Below are 20,898 nucleotides of genomic sequence, written 5' to 3' on the forward strand. Positions count from 1 at the left end.
TATATCTCGAAATTTATTGATATGTGGGTGAGTTTTCTTGATATCATTCAATTTTTCTTGATAAATGCTTAAATTTATTGATATCTACCTGGTTAGGAGGGAATCTTCGTTTTCCCAGCGTCTTTTTAAATCATTTTGCGCACCATATGCCCCACTTTTTTAAATTCTCCTATTTTACATGGAACGTTTTCCAAAAGTCGCTTGTCTAATAAAGGAAAGGAGGTCACAGCATAGTGAAAAGATTAAAATCATGGTTCAAACCGTCTACAAGTGGCCCGACATTTGAGTCACTAATTAAGAACGAGCAGGAAAAGCTATATAAAATAGCCTATGCCTATGTGAAAAACGAACAAGATGCTTTGGATGTGGTGCAAGAGGCCACTATCAACGCATATAAAGCGTTCCCGAAGCTTGAGAAATCGCAATATTTTTCCACATGGATGACCCGAATCTTGATTAACACCGCTATCAATGAATTACGAAGAAAGAAAAAGATCACCTTCCTTGATATAGAAAAGCATGAACAGTCGGTCAAAGAAACACACCTGTCCATACATAAATTAGACCTTGCCGAAGTGCTGGAAAGGCTGAAACCGGAACAACGAAGCTTGCTGATGATGAAGTTCACCTATGGGTACTCAATCAAAGAAATGGCGCAGATCTTAGAAAAGCCAGAAGGGACCATCAAGTCACAGCTACACCGGACGTTGGCCCAGGTGAAAGAGGAACTCGAAGAAGGGGGAGAGAAATATGGAGAGGCTTAGTCAGGAAATCAAATCCGAGTTTGAGGAAATCTATGTACCTACGAAAGAGCTTCAGGCAAGGGTGCAGAAAGCGTTGGAGATTGGACAGAAAAGAGAACGAAAGAAGTTCAATAGACTGCAATTGCTGAAGGTAAATTTTGCAGCGGTGTTGGTGGTCGGGATTATTGCCGTGCTTGCACAGTCATTTTGGAATGCGCAGGAAAATACATCTGGTTCAGGTTATGAAGAGAGTATACTATTTCAACACGGAGATCATGGTATTAAATTAGTTGCCCAAGAAGGAAAAACAACCGCACTAGGCTTGGAAGAGGAATACAATGGAATGACACTGAAGATAGAAGAGGCATATTTTGATGAAGGCCGTGTGGTAGTGGGGTACGAGGTTGAATCTGAGAAATCGAAAGAAGGAGCGGTGTCTTTGGATCTGTCTTTTAATGGAAAAAATCTTGTTGGATCTGCAGGAAGTTGGACTATTGGTGCAGACCAGGCCCACAAAAGTGTGTTCGTTTTCGAAGCAGAGGAACTTGCTGAAACCGGAACGTTCGAATTGGATGTTGAATTTAGAGAATATGATAAAACAAAAGCGGAATGGAATTGGCACTTCCAATTTGATTTGGACAAGGAGCCTGGATTGTTGGTAAAAGGTCTTGGAATTGAAAAAGAGCATGAGGGTAGCAGATTCAGAGTTTCCCTTTTAGAAGAAACGCCTTCTAAGCTCGAATTAACAACAAACATTCATTTACGTGATGAGATTAGCAATACGATAACTGATAATATGTCGTTCGATTTAATAGTAGTGGGAGAACAATCAGATGGTTCTTTTATATCAAAAAGCTATTTCAGGAAGAGTGGTAACTGGGAATTTGCTGAACGAATGCAAAAAGGTAAGTCCTACAGATCGTTTTCTGAGTTTGCTCCGTTGCGCAAGGTGGATTCCTTTAAGGTAGTTCCGTATGTAATAGATTACAATAAGGCAGTGACCCAGCCTTTAAAACAAGGGGCGGTCTTACCTTCGCAAAATGGAACCATACAGCTTGTTAGTATGACGAACAAAGAAAATAGACTGGTACTGAAGGTAGAAAAGGGGAGGATTCCTACTGAACTAATTGGCCAAAATGTCCAATTGGAAGATAAGGATTATACCAGGTATAAGAGTGTATTTTATAGAGAAAAAGGGAAGTACGTGGAACTGTACTTTGAGGTGGATGGTAAGAAGGAAGGCTTAAATATTGTCTACCAACCAGTGGAATATTTCTTTGAAGATCTGGCCATTGAGATAGAATAGTAAAAAAGCGGCTGCCGATTCAGCCGCTTTTTTGCTTCAATAATGGATATATCCGTTTTACAATGGATAAAACAATTTTACAATGGATATATTGAATTTACAGTTGATATATCCGTTTTACAATGGATAAATCGTCCGTTAGAATGGATATCCTCGCAAATTCATCTCCGTGACAAAAGCCGCCATCAATAAACAATCCAAACTACAGTTATTTGAGTAAAATTACTCAACAAAAACCCACTAAAATACAATAATTATTACTATTTTCCTTTCTTTTACCTCCACCCTAACAATCTGTGACTGCTTTACGAAATATCTCTGTGATTTCGACAAAATACTTCTAGTAGAAGAATATATTGGTATAAAACAAGGGGGATTATGGTGGGAAGTCAGAATATTAGGTCTCGTAAAGAGAGAATTGAGACACAGAAAAGGATCAATAAAGGGAAAAGAGATAAGAAAATTGTTAGTTATGTCCTAGCTGGAACGCTTGCGGTTAGTGCGTTTATCACAGTAAATGCTAGAGGGGAAGTGCTGGCGAATGAAGCGGTACACCAAGTGAAATCTGGAGATACGTTATTTTCACTAGCTCAAAAGTATGGGATCTCCATTAAGGAATTAAAAGAGTTGAATGGTCTAAAGTCTGACATCATAAAAGTAGGCCAAATATTACAACTGAGTGAATCTGGTTCTATAGAAGTGGGAGAAAACAAGAAACCAACCCATGTAGTGTCAGCTGGAGATACATTATTTTCAATAGCGAAGAAATATGGTCTTTCCGTCACGGAACTTAAACATGTAAATAACCTAAAAACGGACCTGATCAAAGTGGGACAGGTGCTGAAGGTTGGAACTAAAGCGACTTATTATGACGTAATGGCTGGGGATACTCTTTTCTCTATTAGTGAAAAATTCCATGTAACGGTTGGTTCCATCCAAAAGGAGAATAACCTTACAACAGATACCATTCGCATAGGGCAACAGTTAATCATTCCTCCAACTAATCATGATGTGATGGAAAAGTCTCTGGAAAAAGTCACAAAGGCATTTTACACAGTAGCACCAGGGGAAACATTGTGGGGCATCGCCAAGAAGTTTAATATGCCCGTACATAAAATGAAGAAAGATAACCACATGGCTTCAGATTATGTCCTGATAGGGCAGGAATTGAAAATTGAAGCGGACGGCATGTTCAAAGCCAATGCGGTCATAACGGGAGTGGTAGATCGTAATTCAGTGGAATTCCTAATAGAAGGGGAAAAAGAGCCAGTTGTCCTGAGGGTTGCCTACGGGACGGCTCCAAATTATGACATTATCTCAGGAGCGGAACTGACTATCATTTACAAAAAGGGAATCAGTCCGGTCTTAGTAGATCTTGTGTTTGCTAATGAGGAGTTTGGTTATTAGTAGTTAGGAGGGAAGGATCACTTAAGGTGGTCCTTTTCTTATGGTGCAGAGGAAAATAAAACAAAGGTATTTAGCTTTTTATATAGAAATATTTACCTAAGAACGCAAAAGAAAGCGGGTAATACCTAAGATGTTAAAGAGTAAGCCAGCCCTATATGTTTCTGTATCAATGATTGTCATCGCAATGATCATGTCTTTTCCATTTAAGCTAAATTCCCCTTATGGACCAGAGTGGACTTCTGTCCTATCAATTCCGACGAGAACAGTGGAAGGAACCGTGTATGTCGGAGTGATAACCGTTTCTATTTTTCTAATGGGATTAGTCTTCTTGGCGATAGCATTGAAAAAATACCGCGCACGCGCCGTCATAATGACAGTTCTCCTCTTTATGTTTGGTCCGTTAGTGATTGCAGAAGCATATCAAACCACCTTTGCCACCGGACTAGATGCGATTTCCTATGACAAGGAAAAAAGTACATGCTCCTATGAAGCCAAAAATGAAACAACCATGACAGTTCAATGTGAATTATATCTTCAAAATCATAGTAATGAGGATGTGTCACTCAAACTCACTTTCTATGAAGAAGAGTTTTCAAAAGGGCCTCAGTATATGAACCATGTAGGACCATTTGATGTAACCGTCCCAGATGATAATGAAAATCCAATTATCTTGAAGCGAGAGCTAAAACTAGAAAAGGAGCAACTTTTTTCAGGGTCTGATAGTCACTTAACCGTCATATTGGAAGCCGCAGGAAAGAAGCGTATTCTTTAGTCAAACGTTTGTTTAAAAAAGAATTCTCTAGCTACCAATAGAAACAAAACATCCATCAAACGTTTGTTTAAATTCCCAACCCGTTGGTATGACTGGCCCAAACGCTTTTAATCAAACCTTTGTTTAACCAGAAAACTACTCGTCATACCAACCCACCCTCCTTTAATCAAACGTTTGTTCAATTCAAAAACCCCCGCGACCATACCAAACGCGGGGGTTTCTTACTTACATCACATTAAAATACCTAGCCTCAGGATGGGCAAAAACAATTGCCGACACGGAAGCTTCCGGCTCCATCATGCAGCCATCCGTCAATTCCACCCCGATATCCTCTGGTTGAATCAGCTTGAACAGCTTCTGCTGGTCCTCTAAGTTCGGACACGCGGGATACCCAAAGGAGAAGCGCTGGCCTTGATACTTAGCGGCGAAACGTTCCTTCATCGTAAAACCGACAGAATCAGGGAATCCCCAACGGTCGCGCATTTGTTGATGGACCAACTCAGCCAAACCTTCTGCTGTTTCAAGTGCCAAAGCCTGCAGGGCGTGGCTTTCTAAAAAGCGGCCATCCTTTTTATATGCAGCACCCAGTTCACGAATTCCTCTGCCGGCAGTTACCGCAAACAATCCTACATAATCCATAACGTCGCTTTCACGGGGCTTCACATAATCGGCCAAGCAAAGATGAGGAGCCTTTGCCTGTCTTGGAAAATCAAACTGCTCAATCACTTTACTCGTGTCATCACGATCATAAATGAACAAGGTATCCCCCTCAGACTGAGCTGGGAAGTATTGATATACGGCAGCTGGAGTAATGAGTTTATCTCGCTTAACTTCCGACAGCAGTTGATCTACCACACCCTTCACTTGCATGGTGCGCTCGTCTTTTTCCTCCAACAATCTCTCAATCTTTCCTTTCACCCCAAGATGGTGGCCAATCAACATTTGCATATTAATATACGGCTCCACATGGGAGACGGAAATGTTCCGCAGCAGGTGACGTTTTGTATCACTTGGTGTAAACACACGAACATCCCGTGAAACATTGGAACGCACCTTTACGGCTGTCGCTACACCATTGCTGTCCGCAACGTCTTTAGACACGCTCTCTACAGCTGCCTCCGCCTCCCGCAACTTCTTCTGTTTCTCCGCCTGCTCATGAACCAATACTTCAAATTCTTCCGGCGAACGCAACTGGTTGGCAAGAGACAAGCCGTTCATCGCATCCTTCGCGTACAGAACAAGCCCCTCGTATTCTTTGGAAATCTTGTTGTCTGTAAACTTCCGAGACAACGCAGCGCCCCCTACTAAAATAGGAACCGAGATATCGGACTGTTTCATATCCTGCGCCGTCAACACCATCTGTTGAGCGGACTTCACAAGCAGTCCTGATAAGCCTACGATATCGGGCTTTTCTTTTTTAATTGCCTGAATCAAGTCGGTGGAAGTCACTTTTATTCCAAGATCAACCACGTCATATCCGTTATTGCTTAAGATGATGTCGACCAGATTTTTTCCAATGTCATGTACATCGCCCTTAACGGTCGCAAGCAAGACTTTCCCTTTAGAGGACGAAGTATCGTTTGCTTCCATATGCGGTTCCAAAAATGCGACGGAGGCTTTCATGACCTCTGCACTTTGCAGCACTTCCGCAACAATCAGCTGATTGTCGTTGAACAAGCGGCCGACTTCCTTCATCCCATTCATCAATGGACCGTTGATGATTTCCAACGGAGTAGGGTAAGCGACCATTGCAAGTTCAAGGTCAGGGAGGAGCCCTTCTTTGGTCCCTTCCACTACATAGTAGGCTAGTCGCTCATCCAGCGGCATGTCGGGAATATGGGACTTCGCTTCTTTCTTTTTGCCACGGTAAAATTCTGTGAACTCCGCCAACGACTTATCGGTTGTTTCAAACAGCAATTTTTCTGCCATCTCCACCTCTTCGGCTGGGATGGATGCAAAGCGCTCCAACTTTTCCGTGTTCACGATTGCATAATCCAGGCCTGCTTGTGTGCAATGATAGAGGTACACGGCGTTAAGTATTTCACGCCCTACAGGTGGGAGACCGAAAGAAACATTGCTGACGCCGAGTATCGTCAAACAGGAAGGGAAATGTTCTTTGATCAAACGAATTCCTTCTACCGTCGCATTGGCAGAACCGATATATTGCTCGTCACCCGTACCGACAGGGAAAACAAGCGGGTCGAAAATGATGTCAGTAGGGGAGATCTTGTACTTGTTCACCAAAAGATTATAGGACCTCTGCGCAATCTCAAGCTTTCGTTCGGCGCTAACGCCCATTCCTTCTTCGTCAATGGTACCAACGACAAGCGCGGCCCCATATTTATGAACCAACGGAACAATCGCTTCAAATCGTTCTTCACCGTCTTCAAGGTTGATGGAGTTGATAATTGCTTTTCCTTGCGAGTATTTCAACGCTGCCTCAATGACCTTTTCGTCGGTGGAGTCGATGACAAGCGGGACCTTCACTTTTTTTACAACTTCTTGGACGAAGGCTTTCATGTCTTCTAGCTCATCTCTGTCCGGGTCGGCAAGGCAAATGTCAATAACGTGTGCGCCGCCTTTGACCTGGGCACGAGCCACTTCTGCCGCTTCTTCAAATTTTTTCTCTGCAATCAGTCTTTTAAATTTACGGGAGCCGATGACGTTGGTGCGTTCCCCGACCATGATGGGGCGAAGGGAAGGGTCGTCATAAATGAACGATTCTATCCCAGAGACACTATGGTGGTCTGGAACAGTAGCAGCAGCGCGCGGCTTATAATCTTTCATCACATTCGCAATTGCGCGGATATGGTCTGGCGTCGTCCCGCAACAGCCACCGACGATGTTGAGCCAGCCTTGTTCGGCAAACCCGCCAAGCTTGGTCGCAAGGGACTGTGGGGTTTCGTGGTAGTGGCCTTCTTCATCCGGCAAGCCGGCATTTGGATAGCAACTCACCGCACTTTTTGACAAGTTGGAAAGTGTTCGAATATGGTCTTGCATGAATTCCGGTCCGGTCGCACAGTTCAACCCGACTGCAAGTGGCTTCATATGCTCCACAGAAACGTAAAAGGCATCAATCGCCTGACCTGCAAGGGTGGTTCCCATCGGCTCAATGGTTCCGGAGATGATGACAGGGACCGTGACACCAGTCTTTTCAAAAGCACGCTGTATCCCTAGGAAGGCGCATTTCACGTTCAATAAGTCTTGGCTCGTCTCTACTAAAAGACAGTCGGAACCCCCGTCCAATAACCCCCGGGCCTGCTCCTCGTAGGAATCCGTCAGTGCGTCAAAGGTGGTACCACCTGTAACACTCAGTGTTTTCGTAGTCGGTCCGATTGAACCTGCCACAAAGCGCGGCCACTCCGGAGTGGACACCTGATTGGTCGCACGCTTAGCAATTTCGGCGCCAAGCCTATTAATCTCGTAGGCTTTAAAACCGAGCTCATACTCATCAAGCACAAGATTTGTTCCCCCAAACGTATTCGTCTCCACGATATCGGCACCCGCGTTCAAATATTCCACGTGGATGCGCTCAATGACATCAGGGGCAGTGATATTCAGGTTCTCGTTACAGCCGTCATACTCTTCGCCGCCAAAATCGTCTGGGGTGAGATTTGCCTGCTGCAGCATTGTTCCCATGGCGCCGTCCATGATCAGTATTTTATTTTGTAGCTGTTGTTCTAGTAGTGTGATAGGTTTAGACATTTTGAACCCTCCTGGATGATTGGGACGGACCGTATTTTTTGGCATGATTGGCAAGCTCGACTGTCAGTTCATAGCGCATGAACGGGGTGATCAGGTAGATTCCATTGAAAAGTTCAAGTGCTGCATCAAGCAGCCCCTTCGCAATGTTCAACCCCTCTACACTTGCCTGGTGAGGATCATTTTGATGACGATTCATTGCCTCAAGCACCTGTGGAGTCAGCTTGATCCCCGGCACCTCATGGTGAAGGAAGTTTGCGTTTCTACTGCTTGTGAGCGGCATAATTCCAATATAGATAGGAGCATCAATATGTTTCGTAGCTTGATAGACTTCCAGTAATTTTTCTTCTGAAAAGACTGGTTGACTGATGAAATAATCTGCACCAGCGTCTATTTTTTTCTCCAGTCGTTCAATGGCCTTATCAATAACGCGAACATTCGGATTGAAGGCTGCGCCGACAGAGAAACTGGAGCGCTCGCCAAGTTCTTTTCCGGAAAGAGAGACACCTTGGTTAAATTGTTTGATCATATTGATAAGACCAAAGGATGTGACATCATAGACAGAAGAGGCACCAGGGAAATCACCGACCTTCGTTGGATCGCCAGTGACTGCCAACACATCATGAATACCGAGCTGATGGAGTCCCATCAAGTGTGACTGCAAGCCAATAAGATTGCGGTCGCGGCATGTGATGTGGATAAGAGGGCGCAAGCCTATATCTGATTTCACGATGGATCCTAGTGCGGTGTTGCAGATCCGCGGAGAAGCAAGGGAATTGTCTGCCAAGGTCAAGGCATCAATGCCTGTATCCTTCAAGGCTTGAGCACCAGCCAGGAATTTATCTGTGTTCAGTTTGCGAGGAGGATCGAGCTCCACGATGATAGACCGTTCTTTTTTGGCTTTTTCAAAAAGAGGTGTTGGCACTTCCTTCTTTTTTGAAGGAATGATAAGGGTTCTTTCTTTTCGTTTTACCTGTTTTTCTTTAACAGGGGCCACGTCCTGTAATGCTTGGGAAAAGGCCTGTATATGAGCTGGCGTCGTTCCGCAGCAGCCACCTAATAATCTTACCCCCTGATCTCGAAAAGCTAATGCGGTTTCTTTAAAATATTCTGCGTCGCTGTCATATTCTAGTTTTCCATCCACATAGGAGGGAAGACTTGCATTGGGGTAAGCAGAAAGATAAGCAGTCTTTGGAATCGATACCTCTTCCAGTGTGGAAATCATATGATATGGACCAAGGCGGCAGTTTAACCCTACAATATCTGCACCAAGGGACTCCAAACGGTTCAAAGCATCTGTGATATGGACGCGGTTTTGCAAATAACCAACTTCTTGCAGGGACACTTGCGCGATTATCGGGAGATTCGTTTCTTTTCTAGCAATCTGCAGGACTGTTTCTAATTCCTCTAAATCATAGAAGGTTTCTAGTAAAATGCCATCCACCCCTTCAAGCAGCAGGCAGTATAATTGCTCACGGAAGGTGCGTTTGATTTCTTCAAGTGGAATGGCTTCCGGCTTGATAGCGCGGATCCCGCCAATTGTACCGACCACATGAGCATCAGGATGATTCGCCACGGCCTTTTTCGCTAATCTTACCGCCGCACTGTTTATTTCCTTTACCTGATCCTGCAAACCATACCGCTCAAGCTTATGGTAGTTCGCGGCATACGTATTGGTCTGGATAAGGTTGGCACCGGCATTCAAATATGCCTGGTGGATATTATAGATTTGGTTTGGTTGCGACAAGTTCAATTCCTCAAAGCAACAATCAGAGCCGTAGGAATAGAGGAGGGTTCCCATCGCACCGTCTGCAATTAAAATTTTGTCTTGCGCTAAACTATCTAAGATTCCCATGAATGACCCTCCGTTGCTCTTGGTTTCCACTTGCTGCTGCACTGGTGTGTTGAAATGCCTGTTCAAAGTCCTCTATTAAATCCTCCGCACTTTCAAGTCCTACAGACAGGCGCAGTAGGGAGTTGGAGATGCCGCGTTTTAATCGTTCTGCTTCCGGAATCGCCGCATGGGACATTTTTGCAGGGAAGGAAAGGATGGACTCTACTGCCCCTAAACTTACGGCAAAAACAGGGATCTCAACCTTTCCGACAAATTTTCGTAGGTCCTCCTCGCTGTGCAGTTCAAAAGAAAGAACAGCTCCAGGCCCCTGCGCCTGTCTGTGTTGAAGGGTGAAGCCTGGGTGTGTCGTCAATCCTGGAAAATATACCTTTTTAACGGCAGGGTGTTTTTCTAGGGAACTGGCAATCTTGTACGCTGATTTTTGTGACTGTTCGAGCCTTACGTGTAACGTTTTGAGCCCTCTTAGAACCAGCCAGGCATCTTGAACGCCAAGCACCGCGCCGAAAGAATTTTGCAAAAAAGCTAAATGGTCGGCAAGCACAGGATCCTTTGCCACCGCAAGACCTGCCACGACATCGCTATGTCCGGACAGAAATTTCGTTGCACTGTGCAGGACAAGGTCTGCGCCTAGCTCCAGCGGCTTTTGCAAGGCTGGAGTCAAGAATGTGTTGTCGACAAATGTCCAAGCTCCGACTGATTTAGCGAGGGTAGACACAGCCGTGATGTCTGTTACTTTTAACAACGGGTTGGATGGTGTTTCTACGTAAAACAGTTTCGTGTTGGCTTGGATGGCTGCTTTCACTTTTTCCACATTGGTCATATCTACAAAAGTGTGCTCCACGCCGTAGCGGGTAAGAACCTCTGAAACCATTCGGTAGGTTCCGCCGTAAACGTCTTCTGAGATGAGAACATGATCTCCTTGTGAAAGAAGGAGGAAAGCAGTCGAGATAGCTGCCATACCGGATGAAAAAGCAAAGCCACGCGTTCCGTCTTCTAAATGGGCAATTGTTTCTTCGAGTGCTTCCCGAGTCGGATTGGCGGAGCGTCCATAATCATATTTACCAAAGGAATCGATATCAGGCTGGTGAAAGGTGGATGCGTGTTGAATAGGCACGCTTACAGCCCCATTGCTTTTGTCAAACTTGTGACGGTTGTGTAACAGCTTCGTTTGAAAAGAATGACTCATGATAGGACCTCCTTTTGGATGGAAGCAGCCTTCAGCGCGGCCTCTAAGTCTTGAATCAAGTCTTCAACGTCTTCAATACCGACTGAAAAGCGTAACAATCTGTTGCATACGCCGGTTTCCATCCGGATCTTTTCTGGAATGTCCGCATGCGTTTGGGTGGCAGGATAAGTAAGGAAGCTTTCCACGCCGCCAAGGCTTTCGGCAAAAGTGATAAGGTTTAAGTTTTGAAGTAAGGGATTGACCCATGCTTCGTCTTGGATGCGAAAAGAGAGCATGCCGCCCCTACCTGGATACAGAACGTCCGTGATGGAGTCATGCTGATTCAAGTATTCCGCGATTTGCTTCGCATTCTTTTCATGTCGTTCCATGCGAAGGGATAAGGTTTTCATGCCGCGGATCAACAGCCACGAGTCGAACGGACTGAGTACCGCACCTGCTGCGTTATGGTGAAGCGACAGTGATTCACAAAGCTCCGGGCCTTTTGCGACAATGAGCCCTGCCAGCACATCATTATGGCCGCCAAGATATTTGGTAGCACTATGAATGACGATGTCTGCTCCTAATTTTATGGGGTTTAATAGAACAGGAGTGTAGAACGTATTGTCACAGATCAAAAGGAGTCCATGTGCTTGCGCAAGCTGGGAAACGGCCTCGAGATCTGTTTCTACCATTAGGGGATTAGTGGGAGTCTCCACAAAAATAGCCTTCGTCTGTGAAGTAATGGCTTTTTCTATTTCTGAAAGGTCGGTCGTGTCCACATAGCTACAACACAGTCCCCATTTTTTATAGCCTTCTTCAAAAAGACGGTACGTACCGCCGTACAGGTCCTTACAAACGATGAGGTGGTCACCAGATTTAAAGAGGGATAGGATGGTTAAAATGGCCGCCATTCCTGAACTGCATGCAAACCCTTGGTCGCCGCCCTCTAGATCCGCAATGGCTTTTTCCAACACATGACGAGTGGGATTTCCGGTTCTTGTATAGTCATAGCCCGTTGATTGTCCGATGCCCTCATGGCGATAGGCGGTGGAAAAATAAACAGGTGGATTCACGGTTCCAGTGGCAGTTTCTGAACGATTTCCAATTTGCGCAAGCTTCGTTTCCGTTTTATACATGAAAAGGCCTCCTATATGGTAAGTGACAATCGTTTCTTCCAGAGGGATGAGGCTTTAATGCTTTATTGAATAAAAAGAAAAAGCCTTCTATAAGAAGAAGACTTTTCTATTGAAAGTTCATTCTTCTCATCTCTGCAAGCATCAATAGCTTGCTGGAATTAGCACCTTTTCAACGTCCTTTTGATCGGGCGTTGCTGGTTGCTGAGGTGTCTTCGGGCCATTCCCTCAACCTCTCTGGATAAGAAAGTTCACTATTTAATTATCAGAACAATTTAATTATTTTACTAATTTACAACAGGTCTGGGTGAAATGCAATGTTTTTTTCTGGATGAATTATTTTATGCGGTGAAGGGGTGGGGTAGAAGTAGGGAATTAAATTTACTTTTAGAGATTAATTTGAATGAATGTCAGGTGAAGGAAACTGCATTTGAACGAATAGTTTACTAAAATTAAACTACAACTTATTTTCTATCATTATTCCATAACTTCTTATACTTTAAATCAAATGATTAAGGGTAAAGTTCCATAGGATATGTCATAAAATGGTCAATCCCAAAAGAAGAAATTTCACCAAGCATGTTATATAATGTTAACTATAAAGTATGTGAAACTTTTCACTAACTAATTTTTCTAATCCGATTTTCACTAACAGAAAAGAGGGATTTAATTTATGACTGATTTAAAAACGATTGCAAAATCTCATAGAGGTACAAGGATGACGCTTATCCTAATTGCCATCCTCACAGGAGCGACAGTTATCGGGCAGGCATATTTCTTCGTCACCATCGTGGACCGAGTGTTCCTACGAGGCCACACTTTTCAAGAGATCTTGCCATTTCTAGGTGGCCTTCTAGTTGTATTGGCTGCTCGAGCGGCCTTGACCTATTGGAGCGGTCTCACAGGCGTGAAGCTTGCTGGCAAAGTAAAACGCGACTTCCGGATTGCGTTGCTGAAGAAGTTTTCCAACAGTCCGGTTCAAGCTTCCCTTAAGGGCCAGTCCGGTCAAAAGGTGAGTGTGATGATGGATGCGGTGGATGAGGTGGATCCGTATTTCAGCAGGTATGTACCACAGGTCATTCAATCGAGCATCATCCCGATCATGATTTTGATTGCGGCATTCAGTCAGCATGTGAATACAGGTTTGATTATATTAATCACGGCGCCGTTCATTCCCATTTTCATGATTGTGGTTGGCTTAAAAACTAAGAAAAAATCAGAAGAGCAGATGGATAAACTGAATGCTTTTTCAGGAACGTTTCTGGATACTTTACAGGGACTCACGACGTTAAAACTTTTTGGTCGCTCAGCCAGACAGCAGCAAACGATTGAAAACAGCAGCTTAAGCTTCCGTGATGCGACGATGGAAGTGTTGAGAATCGCATTTCTTTCATCCTTGATGCTGGAATTCATTTCAATGCTTGCCATTGGATTGATTGCGCTTGAGGTCGGTTTGCAGCTGGTTGTGTTTGAAAATGTTACGTTCTTTACTGCATTTTTCGTATTGGTATTGGCACCTGAGTTCTACCTTTACTTGAAAGAGTTGGGGAGCGCCTTCCATACGGGGCGTGGAAGCATGGGAGCTGCTAAAAAGGTGACAGATGAGCTGGTAGAAGAGGAGCGTCCTATTGAATGGGGAGACGCTTCTTTTGAAAGGGAGCAGCGTCCTCCTGCTTTACAGTTGAAAAACCTAGGATTTCGTTATGGAAATCAAGGCTTTGCTATAGAAAAAATAACAGTGGATATCCAGCCATATACGCAGCTTGCTTTGATTGGGAGAAGTGGTGCCGGAAAATCAACACTCCTAAATCTGATAGCGGGGTTAATTCGCCCGTCAGAAGGGGAAGTGCTGGTGAATGGAAAGCCATTATTTGAATACAAGGAAAAAGAGTGGTTTGACCGAGTGAGCTATATTTCGCAAAACCCATACCTTTTTTCTGGAACGATTGCAGATAATATCGCGATTGGCGGGAAGGCGGAAGCAACAGCAGCGGAGATAAGAAGTGCTGCAGAAAAAGCAGGTATTCTTCCGTTAATTGAATCTTTACCAGAAGGTTTCGGAACGAAGATTGGAGAAGCTGGGAGAGGTTTATCTGGTGGCGAAAAGCAACGTTTGGCGTTAGCGCGGGCTTTTTTGAAAAAGCCATCGATTATCTTGTTTGATGAACCGACTACAGGACTGGATCTGCAGACAGAAAGGATTTTACAGGCTTCTATGAAGGAGCTTTCCAAAACGTCGACGGTTATTACGGTTGCGCATAGATTGCACACAATTAAACAGGCGGACTCCATTTTACTGCTTGAGTCAGGAGCGGTGATTGGGAGAGGAACACATGAGGAGCTGGTTCAAACGGTTCCGGCTTATCGTGAAATGGTGTCTGTTCAGCAAGGAGGGAGCGCAGGATGAGAGAGTTAGCAGATGTAGTGAAACTGGTTATGCTAGAAAAGAAGGATATTCTCCTGTCCATCTTGCTCGGATTTTCAGCTGGGATTACGGCGGTTGGGCTATTTGCCTCCAGTGGATATCTTATTTCCAAAGCGGCATTGGCTCCGCCGATTTATACCTTGACTGTAATGATTGCTGTCCTGAAGCTCTTTGGTTTTGCGAGGGCATTCAGCCGTTACGGCGAGCGTTTGTATTCGCATCGGGCAACTTTTACCATATTAAGTAATCTACGTGTTTCTTTTTATAAAAAAATAGAGCCGCTTGCTCCTCAGATCTTTCAGAAATACCGCAGCGGTGACTTGCTTGCACGAATTGTGGGAGATGTAGAAAGCTTACAGAACTTCTTTCTACGCGTGTTCTACCCACCAGTAGTGCTGGTACTTGTCTTTTTAAGTACGATATTTTTCATTTCCTTTTTCTCTATTTATCTGGCATTGGTGATGTTCGTCGGGTTAATTCTGACAGGCTTTGTGGTGCCGGCGATCTTTGCGGTAGGACAACGACGCATGCAAAATCGTGTCAGAGAAGAAAGAGGAGCACTTTCTACAGAGGTGACAGAACTGTTCTACGGCTTCCGTGACTTGAAAATCTATCAGCAACTTGCTGTAAAGGAGAAGTTGCTTGCCGATGCTGCGGATTCTTATGTCAGTGAGCAGGAGCTGGAAGGAAAACAGGCGATGTTCAATCAATCAGTAAACACGTTTATTACGTTGCTGGTTTCGTGGACCTTGCTTGCACTTGGCGCGTATCTGACGGTGGAAGGACAGTTTGACGGACTGTTCCTGGCGATGCTGGTGATGATTTCCTTGACTGTGTTTGAAAATGCCGCGCCGATGGCTGTTTTTCCGAATCATTATGAGGAGAGTAGAAGAGCTGCGGTAAGATTGGTTGAAGTGGTGGACGGGGAGCCGGTTCTAAGTGGCGCGTCTACTGGTGCAACTGTGGAACTACCTGAAAAGCAGGCATTTTCTTTTGACATGAAAGATGTCCGCTTCCGCTATCCGGGAGAATCACGTTTGACGCTGGATGGGGTGAATATCAGTTTGCCTGCAGGTTCTAAAACAGCGATTGTTGGGCCAAGTGGTTCTGGAAAATCTACGTTGTTGCAGTTGCTGTTGAAAATTTATGAGGCAGAGGATGGTTTAGTTTCGTTGGACGAGTGGGACTATGCTGGATTCGAGCAAGAAGACTTGTGGAGCGTGGCGAATGTGGTACTGCAGGAAAATCACTTTTTCTATGGAACAGTTAGGGAGAATCTTGCGCTTGCCAAGGATGGATTGAGTGATGAAGAGATGGTAGAAGCATTAGGTGCGGTGAAGCTTGACGGATTTTCCTTGGCTGATGAGGTGCTGGAAAAAGGGGAGAACCTTTCCGGCGGGGAGAAACAGCGCCTTGCAATAGCACGTGTGTTGTTGAAGGCAGAACGTTTGTGGCTCTTGGATGAACCGACGTCCTCCGTGGATGCAGTAACAGAAGCGGCAATTTTTGAGAAACTTTTTGAAGCGGCCTCAGAGGATACATTGGTGCTTGTGAGTCACCGCTTGACGGGTCTCGAGAAGATGGATCAAATTATTGTGATGGAGAATGGACGTGTGGTGGAGGCAGGGACATTTGATGAGCTGATGAAGAGGCAAGGGTATTTTTATGAAATGAAAGAGATTGAGAAGAGCGTGTTTATGTAGGTGAGTGGTTTTTAAAGTCTAGCTGTCCGTGGGAGAGTTCCCTTGGGCAGCTTTTTTCTTTGATTAATAGGGGTGCTAGGTCAAATGTCCGAAGTTTTTGCAAAGTTGACCAAAGATTTGGCGAAGTTGACCGAAGATTTTCCAAAGTTGACCGAAGTTTTCTGGAATTTGACCGAATGAATTTTTCGAATGACCGAAGGCCCAACATATTTGACCGAACATCCCCATGTAAATGTCCGAACCCCCACCCAAAAAGGGTATAAAATGTCTGAACCTATGGGGAAGTTGTCTTAACGGTTTTTTAGAACGCAAAAGTGAATCATTTCCCGCATTTTTTACTTCAAAATCAATTAAGTCCGAAAGCCTAATTTGCTAAAATCCTTCCCAAAAACAACCTTCTTCGCCTACTGGAGTTGCTTCGTTCATCCCAATGAAGTTCCCATCCTAAAAGTAGACTTCTAACATAAATTCCATTGACGTGCATCAGCAAAGGGTAGTATAGTAGAATTTAAATGATAATGATTATCATTAGAGTATCGAAATAAAAGCAAGCAAAATACATAACAAATAAAAAAGGGTGTGGAAGTTTTGGTACGAAGGTTTTTCTCGTATTATAAGCCATATAAGTGGCTGTTTATTTTGGATTTTTCCTGCGCCGTTTTAGTAGGTTTGCTGGAGCTATCATTTCCAATTGCTGTTAACCAGGTGATTGATAGGCTTTTGCCTCAGCAAAATTGGACCATCATTGTTTGGGCATGCATCGGGTTGCTTGCTATTTACGCCATCAACACGGGACTGCATTATATTGTTACCTACTGGGGCCATATGCTGGGAATCAATATCGAAACCGATATGCGCCGAAAGTTGTTTCAGCACATGCAGAAGCTATCATTTAGTTATTACGACAACAATAAAACAGGACACTCTATCTCTAGGCTAACCAAGGATTTAGAAGAGATTGGAGAGGTGGCCCACCATGGACCGGAGGATGTGTTTGTGGCATTAATGACGCTTATAGGGGCGTTTTTCATCATGCTCTCCATCAATTGGAAGCTTGCTATTCTATCATTCCTAGTCATTCCGCTACTAATGATCCTGGCCATACATTTTAACAAGAAAATGACACGGACGTTCCGTAGAATGTTCAGTGACGTGGCAGAAATAAATGCAAGAGTGGAGGATAGCATCGGAGGAATCCGCGTGGTGCAGGCTTTTGCGAACGAAAAACACGAACAAAAGCAATTTGCGGTAAACAATGAAAACTACCGTTCTACCAAACTATCTTCCTATAAGATTATGGCTCAGAACGTCACGGCTAACTACATGCTGATGCGTCTTGTGACGTTATTTACACTGCTGTTTGGAACCTTTTTTGTTATACGTGGGGAGCTTAGCTACGGAGAGTTCGTTGCTTTTATCCTGCTCTCTAATATTTTACTAGGACCTATTCAGAAAATAAATGCGGTCATTGAGAGCTATCCAAAGGGAATTGCGGGATTCAAACGGTATACAGAAATCATGGACACAGAACCGGATATTGCTGATGCACCTGGTGCGGTCCATGCGGAATTAGATGGAGAGATTCACTACCGAAATGTATCGTTTGGTTATGAGGGCAACGAGCGAGTGTTGAAAAATATCAATCTTACTGTCCGCGCGGGAGAAACAGTTGCGATTGTTGGGCCTTCAGGTGCCGGTAAAACAACACTTTGCAGTCTTTTGCCTAGATTTTATGAGTTAGAGGAAGGCAGCATCCTCATTGACGGCTTTGATACACGCGAATTGACGCTCGAATCTTTGAGGAGCCAAATTGGCATCGTGCAGCAGGATGTGTTTCTTTTTTCAGGTACCATCCGAGAAAATATTGCTTATGGAAATCTTGGTGCGACAGATGAGGAAATTATGGAGGCGGCAAGACGTTCCCAGCTGGATGAATTCATCTCTACCCAACCTAAGGGACTTGATACCGTCATTGGAGAGCGCGGGGTGAAATTGTCTGGCGGACAGAAACAACGCCTTGCGATTTCACGGATCTTCTTGAAGAATCCACCGATTCTTATCTTAGATGAAGCGACCTCCGCACTTGATACGGAAACGGAACGCGCTATCCAAGGGTCGTTAACAGAGCTTTCCAAAGACCGGACAACGCTGGTTATTGCCCACCGCCTTGCCACTATTAAAAATGCAGACCGTATTATGGTTGTGACGAAAGACGGCATTGCAGAACAAGGCAGACATGAGGAACTGATAGAGGCGGAAGGAATCTACAGCAGATTGCATCATGCCCAGTTCGGATAAGTGTTAGGGAATTTCTGTAAGTGTGTTTCAACAGTTTCCAAGCGGGAATGTATAGAGAAAAGAACTATTCTTTTCCTAGGAGGAAACGATAATGAAAAAAACGATATTAGGTGTATATGATACAGAGAAAAAAGCTAGAAATGTAGTGGAAGGATTGATTGTCCAAGGATACCGAGCAGAAGAAATCGTTGTGGTAGCACTTGGAGATGAAATTGGATCCGACTATCCGACCGGAACAAGGGTAGAACATATTACATCGGAAGAAGACGATTCCATGGTCGACAAGCTTTTCTTGCCAGATGAGGCACAGGCACCAAGAGGAGTTGGGAACAAACTGCTTGAGCTAGGCCTCTCAGACCATGATGCGCCAATGTATGCTACTGATGTGGAGAACGGCAGGATATTGGTGCTCACGAATGAAAAAGAGAGCCAGGAAGCGCGAACGGTGGCACCTAGTATGGAAGACCGCGGGCATCAGAGGATGACGACAGAAGAAACCGCTGTTAGGCAACTAGATTAAATACTACAATTAGAAAAAGTAAGGGCGTCTTCATTCAATGAGGGCGTTCCTTTTTTGTATTTTGGTATATTTTGCACTGGAAAACAAGAGCAGTGATAGTTATCCTACTTATAGAAGAAATGGAGGGAAACAGATGAGATTATTCATAATGTTACTTAGTATCACTATGTTTATACTTGGAGGTTGCTCCAAAGGTGATCACACAGCAACCGAACCATCTAAATCATCTAATGAAGAAGAGAGGCAAGAGGAAGAAGTTAGGGAAGAAGATAACGCAGAAGAAGAGCCGAAAGATGAAAAAGGAGCTTCTAGTGTTGAAGTTCTTGGAAAGTTGGATGAGGTGGTGATTCCGTCTAATCTAGAAGAATTTACAACAATTCAGTCCGGTACGATGACTGGTGATATCGAATATAAAGAAGAAACCAGCATTTGGCCCTCACTCAATTCTTTAAAAGGAATGGAAGAGGATTTTCTTTTACATATGAAAGACGTTACGGCACAATCGACAGAAACGGATACGTTATTGAAAGCGTTCATCCACCTGTTAGGAAACAGCGCGTACCCTGAGGCGATTGGAAAACTAGCAAACTATGAGCCTTCTTTTAATGAACCGCTCCTCCCAGAGCCCGAGCTAAACGATGAAGCACCTAATGGGCAGGGAACGCCTGCAAAAGCGTTCATCCTTTTAGATGCCAGCTCCAGTATGCTGTTGGATGTAAATGGCAAGCAGAAAATGAAGGTGGCCAAAGACGCCGTTTTGAGTTTTGGTAAAACGATTGGAACGAACAGTGATGTTTCTCTCTATGTTTACGGGCACGCCGGTTCCCAAGAGGACAAGGATATGCAAGTATCCTGTACTACGATAGATGAGGTCTATCCGGCGCAGGCTTATAACGAAAAAGCATTCTTTGAAGCGGTTCAAGGTGTAGAAGCGAAAGGATGGACCCCGCTTGCCCAAGCTATTAAAACGGCTCGTGAGGCTAGTGCTTCATATGAAGGAGACATTACTCTTTATATTGTAAGTGACGGGATGGAAACATGCGACGGCAACCCGGTAGAGGAAGCGCAAGCCTTTGCTGATGAAAAAGAAGGCCGCCATGTGAACATCATCGGGTTCAATGTTGACAAGAAATCAGAAAATCAGCTGAAGGATGTAGCGGCTGCAGGAAACGGCGAATATATCTCTGCGGACAATGCAGACGACCTGCAGAACAGCATGAAATACAAATGGTTGCCGGATAGTTTGGATTTGATGAACAAATCACTTGCATCTCCTAAAGGGACCTTTGCCGTCTCCTTTGCGAATTTAAATCTTAGTAACATGGAATCAACCATCCAAAATGCCATCAACAAAGAAACAGAACGTTTCCGAGATGCTGCAAGCTCTCTGAGGGAAGCAGAACAGATTACAGAAGAAGAGGAAGCTGCACTCCTTATAAGGATCGAAGAATACGGAGAAACGATGCGAGTATTAAAGGAAGAACTTCATGCGAAAAAGGACAAAGAAATGAACGATGAACTTGATCGAATCGATGCAGAGATTGAGGACTGGATTAAACGGATGAAAAAGTTGAAAGAGGAGAATGGGTAAGAAGGGGTTTTCTGTTTTGAAGAGGGCGAGAGCTTTGGCACGGCACGATCTTGCTCACGGCAAGGTTCAAATAACCTACATCCACCCGAAAAGCGTCCAAATCAACCTACTGATTGGGCGTTTTTACTTTCTATCGAATATATTTATCTGACTTTTTGTTGTTAATTTCTAATAAAACCGTTTAGAGATGCCCTTTAAAAGGAATTTCATTTTGAATCAAACGATATTTTAAGGTAATATACAAAGTGGAAGAGTTAGTAGAATTAGCTCGATAAAAC

General features: G+C 44.2%; 13 protein-coding genes and 1 riboswitch. Of the genes, 9 read left to right on the forward strand and 4 right to left on the reverse strand.

What is annotated here, in order from left to right; translation table 11 throughout:
- The first annotated feature begins 233 nt into the window (after window positions 1-233).
- The 4 genes from AAV98_RS13740 to AAV98_RS13755 all read left to right on the forward strand — a co-directional run bounded on the left by AAV98_RS13740 (window position 234) and on the right by AAV98_RS13755 (window position 4,228).
- Complete coding sequence (locus AAV98_RS13740; RefSeq protein WP_060666129.1) at window positions 234-764, forward strand: sigma-70 family RNA polymerase sigma factor; 531 nt, start codon at window positions 234-236, stop codon at window positions 762-764.
- Window positions 751-2,049, forward strand: coding sequence for a DUF4179 domain-containing protein (locus tag AAV98_RS13745; protein ID WP_060666130.1), 1,299 nt, complete (start codon window positions 751-753; stop codon window positions 2,047-2,049). Before AAV98_RS13740 ends, AAV98_RS13745 begins: the two co-directional genes overlap by 14 nt.
- A 378-nt stretch (window positions 2,050-2,427) precedes the next feature.
- On the forward strand, window positions 2,428-3,456 hold the full coding sequence (locus AAV98_RS13750; protein ID WP_082380897.1) for a LysM peptidoglycan-binding domain-containing protein: 1,029 nt from the start codon (window positions 2,428-2,430) through the stop codon (window positions 3,454-3,456).
- Window positions 3,457-3,586: 130 nt separating this feature from the next.
- Window positions 3,587-4,228 (forward strand): hypothetical protein, encoded by a 642-nt coding sequence (locus AAV98_RS13755; protein ID WP_060666132.1) that lies wholly within the window; start codon window positions 3,587-3,589, stop codon window positions 4,226-4,228.
- Between the two features lie 225 nt (window positions 4,229-4,453).
- Here the strand turns inward: AAV98_RS13755 and metH are convergent, their stop codons facing one another.
- Genes metH through AAV98_RS13775 form a run of 4 tightly spaced genes read right to left on the reverse strand, consistent with a single transcriptional unit; the run spans window position 4,454 to window position 12,086 of the window.
- Window positions 4,454-7,933, reverse strand: coding sequence for a methionine synthase (gene metH / locus AAV98_RS13760; RefSeq protein WP_060666133.1), 3,480 nt, complete (start codon window positions 7,931-7,933; stop codon window positions 4,454-4,456).
- Window positions 7,926-9,785, reverse strand: coding sequence for a bifunctional homocysteine S-methyltransferase/methylenetetrahydrofolate reductase (locus AAV98_RS13765; protein WP_060666134.1), 1,860 nt, complete (start codon window positions 9,783-9,785; stop codon window positions 7,926-7,928). Before AAV98_RS13765 ends, metH begins: the two co-directional genes overlap by 8 nt.
- Window positions 9,769-10,971, reverse strand: a complete 1,203-nt coding sequence (gene metC / locus AAV98_RS13770; RefSeq protein WP_060666135.1) for a cystathionine beta-lyase — start codon at window positions 10,969-10,971, stop codon at window positions 9,769-9,771. Before metC ends, AAV98_RS13765 begins: the two co-directional genes overlap by 17 nt.
- Complete coding sequence (locus tag AAV98_RS13775; RefSeq protein ID WP_060666136.1) at window positions 10,968-12,086, reverse strand: methionine biosynthesis PLP-dependent protein; 1,119 nt, start codon at window positions 12,084-12,086, stop codon at window positions 10,968-10,970. Before AAV98_RS13775 ends, metC begins: the two co-directional genes overlap by 4 nt.
- A 123-nt stretch (window positions 12,087-12,209) precedes the next feature.
- Window positions 12,210-12,331, reverse strand: a riboswitch (SAM riboswitch).
- A gap of 425 nt (window positions 12,332-12,756) precedes the next feature.
- Here AAV98_RS13775 and cydD point away from each other — a divergent pair.
- The 5 genes from cydD to AAV98_RS13800 all read left to right on the forward strand — a co-directional run bounded on the left by cydD (window position 12,757) and on the right by AAV98_RS13800 (window position 20,620).
- Complete coding sequence (gene cydD / locus AAV98_RS13780) at window positions 12,757-14,490, forward strand: thiol reductant ABC exporter subunit CydD (protein WP_060666137.1); 1,734 nt, start codon at window positions 12,757-12,759, stop codon at window positions 14,488-14,490.
- Window positions 14,487-16,211, forward strand: a complete 1,725-nt coding sequence (gene cydC, locus AAV98_RS13785; protein ID WP_060666138.1) for a thiol reductant ABC exporter subunit CydC — start codon at window positions 14,487-14,489, stop codon at window positions 16,209-16,211. The genes cydD and cydC overlap by 4 nt, the downstream gene beginning before the upstream one ends.
- A 588-nt stretch (window positions 16,212-16,799) precedes the next feature.
- A complete protein-coding gene (locus AAV98_RS13790) occupies window positions 16,800-18,509 on the forward strand; it encodes an ABC transporter ATP-binding protein (protein ID WP_060666139.1) in 1,710 nt (569 codons plus the stop codon).
- Between the two features lie 91 nt (window positions 18,510-18,600).
- Entirely contained in the window at window positions 18,601-19,029 is a 429-nt protein-coding gene (locus AAV98_RS13795; protein ID WP_060666140.1) for a general stress protein, read from the forward strand.
- A gap of 133 nt (window positions 19,030-19,162) precedes the next feature.
- Entirely contained in the window at window positions 19,163-20,620 is a 1,458-nt protein-coding gene (locus AAV98_RS13800) for a vWA domain-containing protein (protein WP_060666141.1), read from the forward strand.
- Window positions 20,621-20,898: the final 278 nt, after the last annotated feature.

Origin of the sequence: Bacillus sp. CHD6a, assembly GCF_001293645.1 — a bacterium.
In the GTDB taxonomy this organism is placed as follows: domain Bacteria; phylum Bacillota; class Bacilli; order Bacillales; family Bacillaceae_I; genus Sutcliffiella_A.

Coding starts and splice junctions, on each gene's coding strand:
- AAV98_RS13745 (WP_060666130.1), top strand. CDS start 751: ATGGAGAGGCTTAGTCAGGAAATCAAATCCGAGTTTGAGGAAATCTAT.
- AAV98_RS13750 (WP_082380897.1), top strand. CDS start 2,428: ATGGTGGGAAGTCAGAATATTAGGTCTCGTAAAGAGAGAATTGAGACA.
- AAV98_RS13755 (WP_060666132.1), top strand. CDS start 3,587: ATGTTAAAGAGTAAGCCAGCCCTATATGTTTCTGTATCAATGATTGTC.
- metH (WP_060666133.1), bottom strand. CDS start 7,933: ATGTCTAAACCTATCACACTACTAGAACAACAGCTACAAAATAAAATA.
- AAV98_RS13765 (WP_060666134.1), bottom strand. CDS start 9,785: ATGGGAATCTTAGATAGTTTAGCGCAAGACAAAATTTTAATTGCAGAC.
- metC (WP_060666135.1), bottom strand. CDS start 10,971: ATGAGTCATTCTTTTCAAACGAAGCTGTTACACAACCGTCACAAGTTT.
- AAV98_RS13775 (WP_060666136.1), bottom strand. CDS start 12,086: ATGTATAAAACGGAAACGAAGCTTGCGCAAATTGGAAATCGTTCAGAA.
- cydD (WP_060666137.1), top strand. CDS start 12,757: ATGACTGATTTAAAAACGATTGCAAAATCTCATAGAGGTACAAGGATG.
- cydC (WP_060666138.1), top strand. CDS start 14,487: ATGAGAGAGTTAGCAGATGTAGTGAAACTGGTTATGCTAGAAAAGAAG.
- AAV98_RS13795 (WP_060666140.1), top strand. CDS start 18,601: ATGAAAAAAACGATATTAGGTGTATATGATACAGAGAAAAAAGCTAGA.
- AAV98_RS13800 (WP_060666141.1), top strand. CDS start 19,163: ATGAGATTATTCATAATGTTACTTAGTATCACTATGTTTATACTTGGA.